This window comes from Flavobacterium sp. (assembly GCF_035456085.1).
Lineage (GTDB): Bacteria > Bacteroidota > Bacteroidia > Flavobacteriales > Flavobacteriaceae > Flavobacterium.
The window spans coordinates 1-10,978 of the sequence record NZ_DATIDY010000244.1 but is presented as its reverse complement, the minus strand read 5'-3'; the positions used below and the strand labels follow the sequence as shown (position 1 = coordinate 10,978).

The 10,978-nt window shown below is 30.8% G+C and carries 10 protein-coding genes; 6 read left to right on the top strand and 4 right to left on the bottom strand.

Annotated features, from left to right (window positions below; translation table 11 throughout):
- Positions 1-1,005: 1,005 nt before the first annotated feature.
- Positions 1,006-1,194 carry a hypothetical protein gene (locus VLC96_RS18025; protein WP_325265152.1) on the bottom strand — a complete coding sequence of 63 codons (189 nt, stop codon included), beginning with the start codon at positions 1,192-1,194 and terminating at the stop codon, positions 1,006-1,008.
- Positions 1,195-1,415: 221 nt separating this feature from the next.
- Between VLC96_RS18025 and VLC96_RS18020 the strand changes: the two genes are divergently transcribed.
- The 5 genes from VLC96_RS18020 (at position 1,416) to VLC96_RS18000 (ending at position 6,630) form a co-directional block, all read left to right on the top strand.
- Complete coding sequence (locus VLC96_RS18020; RefSeq protein ID WP_325265151.1) at positions 1,416-2,156, top strand: hypothetical protein; 741 nt, start codon at positions 1,416-1,418, stop codon at positions 2,154-2,156.
- Between the two features lie 221 nt (positions 2,157-2,377).
- Positions 2,378-3,217, top strand: coding sequence for a hypothetical protein (locus VLC96_RS18015; protein ID WP_325265149.1), 840 nt, complete (start codon positions 2,378-2,380; stop codon positions 3,215-3,217).
- 70 nt (positions 3,218-3,287) lie between these two features.
- Positions 3,288-4,376 carry a DUF6688 domain-containing protein gene (locus tag VLC96_RS18010; RefSeq protein WP_325265148.1) on the top strand — a complete coding sequence of 363 codons (1,089 nt, stop codon included), beginning with the start codon at positions 3,288-3,290 and terminating at the stop codon, positions 4,374-4,376.
- A gap of 221 nt (positions 4,377-4,597) precedes the next feature.
- Positions 4,598-5,737, top strand: a complete 1,140-nt coding sequence (locus tag VLC96_RS18005; RefSeq protein ID WP_325265146.1) for a hypothetical protein — start codon at positions 4,598-4,600, stop codon at positions 5,735-5,737.
- Between the two features lie 89 nt (positions 5,738-5,826).
- Positions 5,827-6,630 (top strand): hypothetical protein, encoded by an 804-nt coding sequence (locus tag VLC96_RS18000; RefSeq protein WP_325265144.1) that lies wholly within the window; start codon positions 5,827-5,829, stop codon positions 6,628-6,630.
- A gap of 293 nt (positions 6,631-6,923) precedes the next feature.
- Here the strand turns inward: VLC96_RS18000 and VLC96_RS17995 are convergent, their stop codons facing one another.
- From VLC96_RS17995 to VLC96_RS17985, 3 genes are read right to left on the bottom strand one after another with little or no spacing between them, the layout of a single operon-like run.
- Complete coding sequence (locus VLC96_RS17995) at positions 6,924-7,487, bottom strand: 5-formyltetrahydrofolate cyclo-ligase (RefSeq protein WP_325265142.1); 564 nt, start codon at positions 7,485-7,487, stop codon at positions 6,924-6,926.
- Positions 7,456-8,739, bottom strand: coding sequence for a pyridoxal phosphate-dependent decarboxylase family protein (locus VLC96_RS17990; protein WP_325265141.1), 1,284 nt, complete (start codon positions 8,737-8,739; stop codon positions 7,456-7,458). The genes VLC96_RS17995 and VLC96_RS17990 overlap by 32 nt, the downstream gene beginning before the upstream one ends.
- Positions 8,740-8,783: 44 nt before the next feature.
- Entirely contained in the window at positions 8,784-9,767 is a 984-nt protein-coding gene (locus tag VLC96_RS17985) for a succinylglutamate desuccinylase/aspartoacylase family protein (RefSeq protein ID WP_325265139.1), read from the bottom strand.
- Between the two features lie 149 nt (positions 9,768-9,916).
- Between VLC96_RS17985 and uvrC the strand changes: the two genes are divergently transcribed.
- The coding region (gene uvrC, locus VLC96_RS17980) for an excinuclease ABC subunit UvrC (protein ID WP_325265137.1) at positions 9,917-10,978 on the top strand (1,062 nt) is incomplete at its 3' end.

Below are 10,978 nucleotides of genomic sequence, written 5' to 3'. Positions count from 1 at the left end.
AGGAACTTTCTTTGTTTTAGGAGCGCTATGGCTTGTTCCTATTCCAACACTGCAGTTTGATAATGTAAAAGCAAACAGCATAATCATAATCTGCTTTAAAAAGCTCGAAGTTTTAAATTTTCTCATAAGTTTAGTAGGTTTATAACGCAAAAGTACCACTTATAAATTAGAGCGCATAAACTTTATCGATACAAAAAACAATAATAGAAAAAGCTGATCATTCTGCGTCAAAAACTAAAAAATCAAACTTAGATTTAAAGGAAGTAAATGTTCCCTTAATTTATTTTGCAAACCGACAAGGAAAGATTTCAATTACTCATACGAACTCAAAAAAAATCCCATCTAAAATGAAATCACTAGTTTTTGTTAAAACTTTTTCAATATAATTAGAAACATCATCAGTACTTGCAGATGAAGTATGACATTTTTAAGGAATTTTAGTATTTTATTTTGTGAGTTTTTTTGTGTAATATTGTAATCATAATTATACAGACTAGTAATAGAATTAATTGTTAGAAGGGAAGGCAATTAAATTTGTCAAAAGTCAAAAAGCTGCTATTGTGTTTTGCAATAAGCCTGTAATTCTTGTTAAAAATGGTTTTTAGAGCATGGAAAAATTCGGGAAGCAATGGATTTTTCATTTGGTAGTCAATCTGGTAATATATTTGTTTTATTGCTTCTTATGGATAATGATTTTAATTCCAAAAAATCCAAGTCTACATCATGGTGATAGCGGTCTTGGATTTGGCTTATTCACGTTGTTGACTTCTCCATTTTATATTATTTACAATGTTTTTTCAATCGTTTATTCCCGTAAAATTTTGAATAAAAGAATTGGTCTGATAAACAGTATAGGTTTGACAATGTGTTTTTTACATATAATTATTTTTTATTTTTTGACAAATGTTCTGTAATCCCAATAATATTTTTTTATCTCGTCCTAAAACATCAGAGTAAGCTTTATGAAAAGTCATATAAAACTATTTTTAAAATGAAAAAGCATTTTTACGCTTTTGGATTTTTACTAATCATTTCCGGATGTTTAGGTGGAATCATTTTGGATACTCTAATTTTCCTTATTACATTAATTGGAATTGCTTTAGTTCTCATGTCAAGCCAAAAATTGTGGATAAAACTGCTGACAACAATTCTGATTCCTACAACAATTATAATAATTATTTTTCTCCAATTCATGAAAAATCTATGTTAATGCTGTTCCTAATCTTATCAATTCATCTTTTCGCTCTTGTATGTTATGGAATTGATAATTTAAGCCTAAAACTTTTGAAGGAAATCAAAAAGTTAACTAATAAAACAAAAATATAAATATGAAATTATTTTGGAAAATTAATAAAAGCTATTCAATACTATTGTTCTGTATTCTGATTTTTTCCTGTAAAGAATCAAAAAAGGAAATGATTAAAACAAATTCTCATCAAGAAACAGTAAAAACCAAAACAGATTCCATAGCTATTTTTAAAGAAGAGACTCCTGAGACTGAAACTGATTTGTTTCACATTTTATTACCAACTACCTATCGCATATGGGAAAAAGATGATTTAACAAAACAATTAAATTCTGATTGGTTTGAATTATGTGAAGAAGATGGAGATTACTTTATTAAAAAAGCAAAATATACTATTTCGAAAGGATATGATGACTGTGCTGGAACTGAAACAAAATCGATTGACACAGACAGAAAAACACTTTTACTTTTAGAGTATAAAAAGTTAGCTGTCGGAAAGGTGGAGCATTTGAATATTCTCAAACAATTCATTTGGCCGGATGAAGAATCAGAATTGGTTTTCAATAATCAAAAATATTATCTGCGAGCCGAAGGAAAAATAAAAAGCAGCGAGGACAGAACCAATGAAACAGGAGAAAATGAGGTGTGGCATGATGTTGAAGATTATAAATTATTTATAAAAACAGAAACCTCAAAAGAAGAATTATTACTTTTTCAAGAATCCTTTCACGATACATTTGTGAAAGTTATCTTCATTGGAGATCTGGACAAAGATGAAAAACTTGATTTTATTTTTGAAGCGAACAGAGACTATGAAGAACGAAGAGTAATTTTGTTTTTATCTTCTGAAGCCAAGGAAAATAAATTGCTACAAAAAGTATCTGAAATTAGTATTCAATTTGACTGCTAAGTGCGTCTCTGCAATATTAAATTAGGCCTATTGTTCTGCACAAATCCTTAAATTATGTCTTTTGAAATGGAAGAAAACAGGAACGTGAATAAATAAAATTCCATTAACAATGGTTTTGCTTCGGGAGGAGCTTGACAAAATTCAGCAATAACTCATTTTAAACTTAGATATTCATTTAAAACCCAAAAACGACATTCTGTTTTTAACCTATTATTAACAACATGAAAATAACATCTAAAAAATTACTTTTTTTAGTTCTGATTTTTCAACTATTGAGTTGTAATAAATCGAATGAAGAAAAAATTGTCGAAAAAAAACAGGCAAAGAAAATCATTGCGCAATCTAAAATTGCAACCGTAAATGACAGAACTGAACTGACTGATAATTATTCATTTCCCGTTGACACTATTCTAAAAGTTGAAATTCTTTTAACTGGAAATTTTCATGAAGATGAAGTAAGTCAAAACGCAGATAAAAAAAATTGGTTTGGTCTTTTTAAAACCTCAGAAGGGTACAGACTTTCTGAAACCAAAATAATAACAAAACGAGTAAATGACCCAATACTTGATGAAAACGAAAGTGATCAAACAGGCTGGGAAGTGAACACAACAATCAATGATACTTGCATAATTTTAATCGATAAACTTCCATACTTAACGGAAAGAAAAATAACAGTCATTAAAATTCCTGAAACCATTGCTGTGGATGAAAAGTTTAATTTTTCTTTTTCAGGTATTAACTATACTCTGTTTGCGACAGGAGAGAAAAAAAAGGATGGTGAAAATTTAACTTCATATTTAGTATACAATTACAAACTTTATTTAACAGCAAACATAAATGGAAAGAAACAAATAGAACTTATTGTTGCCCAGCCGAGCTTTGACGATTCAATGATTCAAATAATTTTTGCAGGAGATATAGACGGAGATAACAAAATCGACCTAATTATTGACACTTCAAATCATTACAACGTCTCTCGACCAACGCTATATTTATCTAAGCCATGCGAAAATGGAAAAATAATTAAACCTATTGGAATGTTCACAAGCGTTGGGTGTTAGCTAAATTACCTCACTGTCTGCGTGTCAAGCAACTTGTATTAAATAGAAATAAAACACAAACTCTCTCTTAATGACTTATATTTTACTTGGCTTTTTAGGAATAACTATCCTTACGGTTTTCATTCTAAAAAAAATTAAAAAAAGCATTTCGATTTCAGAACTTATTACAGGAATCATTTACGTATTCTCACAAATATTAATACTCTGCGGATTGCAAGTTCATGATAACGAATACTACACCGCAATTGACCCCATTGATATGGAATGTTATGTTCCTTTTGGGGGGAAACATATTATTACTTTAATTTTTTATTATATAGCTTTTAATGTTTCTATTCTATTGATTTGGTTAAGAGGTCATAAATTACCACCATTAGCAAAAGTATTATCGCTCTGCTTTTTTATTATTGGTATAGTCGTCAATTTTTTTGTTTTACTGCAGCTATCAAAACATAATATAGAGGATTTAAATGGTTTTGGCACTCATAATGAATCAGGTGCTTTATTTTTTTTCCTGCCTGCACCAATTATGGGTATATTAATTTCGATATTTCTTACTGCTTATATTGTTAAAGACAAAATGATGACAGCAAATGATAAGACATATTCAAATACGTTTCTTCATAAAATAAATCTGTTTTTAGCTCAAAAAAACAATTTGCCATTATGGAGTATTATTCTACTTATTCCTTTATTGCTGGTCATAACAATAATACTTATTTTATTTGGCCAAGATTCAAATTCTCTGATAAAAGTATTCACAGATACAGCAACCTGGAGATTTTCCCAACACATACATCCTCCTTTTTTAGACCATAAAGGGCATTATCTATGTACCGTTGCAGTATCTGGAAATCCAAAAATTGTTAAGCCGCTACGATTAGGAAAAAGACACGGAAAAACAATAATCGTTAACCGCCAATTGCTTATTGCAAACGCATTTGAGGAAATGGTAGAAAACCTTTCTCCTAGACTGCATCGTGTAATACGTCATAATTATGATAAATATGGATATAATTTATCGAAGAAAATCAACACCGAACAAATGTCTAATTTGACATATATTCTGATGAAACCTTTAGAATGGATATTCCTAATTTGTTTATACCTGTTTTGTGAAAAACCAGAGGAAAGGATTAACAAGCAATACTTAGCATAAATGTATCTCTATATAAAAAACTAAAAACTTAAAAATAAATAATGAAGAACCATTTGGAATTGATGGAATCCTTCCCGCAGATTTAGAAGAAATAAAATAAATAACAATAAGATGTCATACTAATTTCATTTTTTATGCTTTACTGCAAAGAAGAATCAAATAAGCCAAAAACAAAAAATCAAAGACAATCTATTTTAATGAATTAACTTAAAAATACACGAATGAAAAATCCCTTATTACTATTTATTCCGGCATTAATAATATCTTGTAAAGGACAAGATAAAACAGATTTATCTAAATTAAAATTGAATGAATTAATTGAAAATGTAATTGATTTTAATGATGAAGTATTAATTGGAATTGAAACCGTTGAGTATCCTTTTTGTTTATTATTGGAAATTGAAAATTCTGGAAAATACAATTTTGATGGGATTAATCTAGAAGGGCAGAACGTAATCTTTCAAATTAGTTCTGAAAAGTTAAAAACTGATAGTATTACAAGATTTGGTGGCGGTCATGTTGATTTACAACCTTTAAAAAACGTAAAAGAATTAAACGAGACTTTGAAAAAACAAGATGCCGAAAACAAAATTTATGGAGTAAGAATTGAGATGAAAACCCAAAGTTTGAAAACGGAAATTTTGAAAAAACTGGAAGCAAAATATGGAAAAGGGGTAAAAAATCCGAACACAGATAATGGATTGTATTGGTCTATAAAAAAAGAACATAAATTTATTTTTTATGCGCCGGATTACGAAAGACTTATCATTCTCAATAATATAAATTTATCCAAAACTTGTTATTGGGATACATTTAACGGGCTGATAGATTTTGGTGGTTGCAACAATGAAAAATACACTCAAGAGTTAGTTAAAAACTCAACAAAGCCTGAAGATGTCAAAAATAAACCCATTCTAATAATAGACAAAAACTGGAATATAAATGGATTAATTCTTGGTAAAACAAATGAATTCGATTTTGTAAAATCTAAAATAAATACAAAATTCGAGAAAATGCTGGCTGAAGATTCAGATTTGAATTTGCTAGAAGTAATATATAGAGACGAGTATCATGATCTTTATTTCAATTTTGCAAGTAAGGGTAAAAATGCAGAAAATCAAAGAGATAATATTTTGAAAAGTTATTCTTTTCAAAATTTTAAAAAAGTTGAAATTTCTTTTGAAAATGGTCTAAAGGCAGGTATGAAATATGAAGATGTAATAAAATTATTCGATAAAAATGACATACTAAATTATGCTGATCTGAAAATTTCAAATTATATTGAAATCAAAAATACACCATACAAAGTAACATTGTATTTTGACGAAGAAAAGTTATTTTCGGGAATATATGTTCAATAAAAACTTTCTGCACAAGGGTTCCAGATCAGGTAGGCGATGACAAGTTCCTACATTTATATTTGTGTAACTACAAAAACTAAATTAATAAAATGAAAAAAGCATTACTTCTTTTGCCCGCCATATTTATCTTGAGTTGCGGAAGTAAAACAGAATCAAATTCAGATAAAATTTCTGAAATCAAAACGGGTAAATCAAACAATCTCGAAAAAGAAAAAGAAGAGCCTAAAACTAATTTTGAAAAATACTCTAAAGAGGGGATTTTATTGATTGGAAGCATAAAACTTTTTGATGAAAATTTTAAAGAAATCGGAGAACTTAAAATTAACGAAATTTCAAAAGTTCAAATTTTAGAAAAAAGCAGTACGTTTTTTAATATCGAAAACAGTAAAGATTATTGTTTGAAAGCTAATTTCATAAAGATTGGTTACAAGGGAAAAAAGTATTTAGTTTTTGGCCGAGAAGTGTACGAAATAAATAAAACCGAAAACCTAGATTTCCAAAATGAGAAAAAAGAAGCGTTTTCAATTTTTCCAATTACCAATTTTGAAATGGGAGCGTCCGATGATAATGGCTCAACTGGTTGTGATGATTTTAGCTATTTAATCCTATTAGACAAAAAGAATGAAAAATATTCTACGATAACGGCACCTAAAAATCAGGAAAATAATTCAACCACAAAGTTTGCAAATCTTGTACACGATGATGGTTCAGCAGAGGAAATCTATAATGTAAAAGTAATCAATGATTCTCTGATTTTGGGAATAAAAGTAAGCCATCAAGAAGGTTATGGTTCGTATAATTTAAAATCAAGCTTCAAAGACAACTTTGGAAACTCAATTGAATCGAATCGAAATAGATTTTACGAAGAAACCAAATACAATGAATTAAAATGACTTTTTTCAATCACATCAAAAAAAGCATACAGAGATTACTTCATGACCAGACGCAAGTTGGAATAAAATCCTGCTCCAAACTTGTAAATGGTTTTACATTTATTATGTTACAGCGGACAGATTTTAATCTTTCTATTTTAACCCAGATTACGCAATAGACCACGGATGACACGGATTAAACTGATAAACACGGATTTTTTTTCTTTTAGCAATTTAAAAACCTGCGCGAATCTGCGCAATCTGCGTAAAAAATAATCTTAATGCGGAATCTGGGTTTAAAGAATAACGAATGACTAAAATTTATAAACTCCATTTGGACAAACACAATAATCCAGCAAAACATCTCCTTCAAAAATATCCGAAATTAATTCTTCAGCTTCAAAGAAAGATAGACCGATTTTAATGACTCCTGGTTTGCATTCTGATAGGAATTTATCATAAAAACCTTTGCCATAGCCTACCCTATTTCCTTTTTTATCAAAAGCTAAAAGCGGAACAAAGACTACATCAATTTTATTAGCAGGGACTTCAATACCGTCAACAGGTTCGGGAATGTTGTGCTGATTTTTTTTGATTTTGGTATTATCTGTTAAAAGAAAATGAGTCATCTTTCGGCTTTCAAAATCACTTTTAGAAATGATAATTTCTTTATCCTTTCCAGATAATAAGTGCAGAATGAATTCGGTATCAATTTCTTTTTGCTCATTTATAGACAGAAACAGATGAAAATATGTTTTGTCCCAAATTGGCAGTGGCAAAAGCGCATTTGCAATAGCCAGACTTTTTTGTTCTATTTCACTCTCGGTAAGTTCTTTTCGCAAGGCTTTATATTTCGTTCGTAATTCCTTCTTCAGCATAGAGTGATTCTTTTAAATCCGCTATAAAAGTACTCAAATGATCAATTTCTACATGATCCATAATTACAATTTTATACCATGAATTATCATCACTGTGTTTTTGCGGAACCAAATCAAATTTTTTGACTAACGAATCTGCAATAAATTCAGATGGAATAGTAACAATATTCATAAAAGATTCTCTAAAATAAGGAACTTTTAATTCATCCAATTGTTGGCATAACCATTGCGCTCTCATTTGAAGAATATTAATTTTTTCGCACCAGCCAAATGGACCATACGTAAATAAAATCATCCAGACAGCAACAGCATTAGAACCAGATCTACTGCCACAAAGCGTGAGATCCATGCCTTCCACATATTCTGCTTCTTTAGTCAAAACGTTTTCTATTAATCCTTTTCGGCAAAGAAAAATTCCAGTTCCATAAGGGGCTTGCAGCATTTTGTGAGCATCGATAGTAATAGAACTTATTTTGGCATTTTCAAAATTAAGTTCAGATTCAGCGTTGCTAAAAGGATAAATAAAACCGCCATATGCCGCATCAATATGTATTCTATAAACTAGTTGATGTTTTTCTAAAAGATGAATATAATCATTCGGATTGTCGATTGCCCCAAACATTGTAGTCCCCATATTGGAAACAACAATAAAATATTTTTTGCCTTTTTCTTTAGCTTTAATAATAATATTTTCCAGTTGAAAAGTGTCGATTTCTCTGCTTCTAAAATCAACAGGCACTTTTAACAAGTCCAACATCAATAAGTTGGCGGCTTTTGGGACAGAATAATGAGTGTCTTCGGAAGCTAAAATTGCGATTTCGTAAGGGTTGGCACCTAATTTATAACTAAAGTAATTGCGATACATCCAAATGGCCTGAATATTGGCTTCTGTTCCACCGGGAGCAATATAGCCATCATAAGAATTGGGGTGCGCTTTAAAAAGATCTACAGCCAAAACATCTAAAACTTCGCGTTCCATTTCCTGTGTTCCTTTAAAAGCTTTTTCTGAAACGCCCAAAGTGTGACATCCAATATGGTTTGGATTGGCAACATACGCCTGTAATGTAGGAGCATTTGCCAGAAAAGTAGCTTCCTCATTATACACTTTACTGTCCAGTTTTGAAGCAGGATAACCCAAAGAAGTATCCAGCGTGAAATTTACATTTTCCTGTAACGCCTTTTCAATACGGGCTTGTCTTTCTTTTTGTGATAATTTTTTCCAATACAACATATTCTCATAGATTTTATTCAAAATTATGAGTATCTAATGATTAAAAATATGATAATTGTTGGGTTTTATTCTTCTTCTTGTTCATCTTCTACAGTATTAGAAAGATGATAAATAGCATCGCCTTGATAAACAATAGGCGAATGGTTAGCGTTTAGAACATGCCCATCATTGGGAGCTTTGATTTTTCGTTCAAATTTTCCGAAAGGATCGGTTATCATACCGAGTATCGTTCCTTTTTTTACAAATTGACCAACGAGATTGTTATCAATTAATAAACCAGAACATTTAGCTCTCAACCAACCTGATTTTTCAATATAAATGGTTGGTTTTCTTCGTGGAGGAGCAAATTGTTTTGAATCCAGCATATCCAAATGTTTCAAAAAACGTTTGACACCATCGACTCCTTCTTTTGCAACGTGATGATTTACATCTAATGATTTGCCGCCTTCAAAAAGGAGCATTTTTACTTTTATTTTTTCGCTGGCACTTCTAAAAGAGCCTGGAATATTTTTAGAAAAAACCGTAAATGGGGCATTGAAAGCATCTGCCAGTATCTTCGTATCAGGATTATTTGGTGTAAGTCTAATTTGGGGAGCATTGAATCTGCCGGCGCCGCCTGCGTGAAAATCGACAGCGTAATCAACAAGAGGCATAATATCGGTTATAATATGATAAGCAAATCTACTTGCCAAAGAGCCTTTTCTACTTCCGGGGAAAACGCGATTCAAATCTCTTCCATCGGGAAAATCTCTGGAACGATTGATAAAACCATAAATATTAATAATCGGAATACAAATAATGGTGCCTTTTTTGGGTTTATTTATTTTTTTGGTAATAAGTTGCCGCACAATTTCCACACCATTAAATTCGTCACCATGAATTCCTCCGGAAAAAAGAACAACCGGGCCTTCAACTTTGGAGCGTTTTATAATTATCGGAATGGTAAGTTTAGTAGTAGTATGTAGTCGGGCAATTTCTAATTGAATAGTTTTACTTTCTCCAGGCAGAACGCTTTCGCCAAAAATCACTAATGGTTTTGAGTCTTTCATGTTATAAAATAAAAAGCTAAATATAGAAATTATTTATTTGGTATTAAATCTTTCGTATTGGTTTGCGTTAATGTTATTCGTAAATTTGAAAAAATCAAGAATTAGGATTTTTTTCTGCAATTATTTAATTCTGAGAACCTTTTACAACAATGACCAAACCTGATTTAGCTCTACAAATACTTACCCTTCCTGATGGTCCCGGCGTATACCAATATTACGACAAGGAAGGAAAGATTTTATACGTAGGCAAAGCCAAAAATCTCAAAAAAAGAGTTTCATCGTATTTTAATAAAATTCACGATACTGCCAAGACCAATGTGTTGGTAAAGAAAATTGTGTCGATCAAGCATATTGTAGTTCCTACAGAAACTGACGCGCTTTTGTTAGAAAATAATCTGATAAAAACATTGATGCCACGATACAATGTTTTGTTGAAGGATGATAAAAGTTACCCATGGATTTGTATTAAAAAAGAACCATTTTCCCGAATATTTCCTACCAGACGAATGGTCAAGGATGGTTCGGAATATTTTGGGCCTTATACTAATTTCAAAACAGTTCATACTATTTTGGACCTAATAAAAGAACTTTATCCACTGCGAACTTGTAATTATGATTTGAATAAAAACAATATTGAGAGCGGGAAGTTCAAAGTGTGTTTGGAATTCCATATTGGGAATTGCAAAGGGCCTTGTGAAGGTTATGAAATTTTAGAAAATTATCAGAAACAAGTTGATGCTATTCGCGAAATTCTGAAAGGGAATTTCAAAGAGAGTATGAAAGATTTCAAGCGTTTGATGACTACTTATGCGCAGGAAATGAAATTTGAAGAAGCACAAAAAATAAAAGAAAAAATTGAAATTTTAGAGAATTATCAATCACGCTCCACTGTTGTCAATCCGAAGATTACCAATATTGATGTGTTTTCGATTGTTTCTGACGAAAGTGCTGCTTTTGTGAACTTTCTGCAAATTTCTCATGGTTCGATCATTCGTTCGCACACAATGGAAATCAAGAAGAAACTGGAAGAATCCGATGAAGAATTACTAGAATTAGCAATAATAGAATTGCGTGAGCGCTTTCAGTTAATGTCAAAAGAAGTAATAGTTCCTTTTGATTTGGATTTGGGCGAAAAAATAAAAGTGACCGTACCGCAATTGGGAGATAAAAAACAGATTTTAGATTTATCAATCCGAAATGCTAAATTTTAT

Excerpts from the sequence above, each read along its gene's own strand:
- VLC96_RS18015 (WP_325265149.1), top strand. The coding sequence starts at position 2,378 with ATGAAAATAACATCTAAAAAATTACTTTTTTTAGTTCTGATTTTTCAA.
- VLC96_RS17985 (WP_325265139.1), bottom strand. The coding sequence starts at position 9,767 with ATGAAAGACTCAAAACCATTAGTGATTTTTGGCGAAAGCGTTCTGCCT.
- VLC96_RS18010 (WP_325265148.1), top strand. The coding sequence starts at position 3,288 with ATGACTTATATTTTACTTGGCTTTTTAGGAATAACTATCCTTACGGTT.
- VLC96_RS18025 (WP_325265152.1), bottom strand. The coding sequence starts at position 1,194 with ATGAATTGGAGAAAAATAATTATTATAATTGTTGTAGGAATCAGAATT.
- VLC96_RS18000 (WP_325265144.1), top strand. The coding sequence starts at position 5,827 with ATGAAAAAAGCATTACTTCTTTTGCCCGCCATATTTATCTTGAGTTGC.
- VLC96_RS18020 (WP_325265151.1), top strand. The coding sequence starts at position 1,416 with ATGATTAAAACAAATTCTCATCAAGAAACAGTAAAAACCAAAACAGAT.
- VLC96_RS18005 (WP_325265146.1), top strand. The coding sequence starts at position 4,598 with ATGAAAAATCCCTTATTACTATTTATTCCGGCATTAATAATATCTTGT.
- VLC96_RS17995 (WP_325265142.1), bottom strand. The coding sequence starts at position 7,487 with ATGCTGAAGAAGGAATTACGAACGAAATATAAAGCCTTGCGAAAAGAA.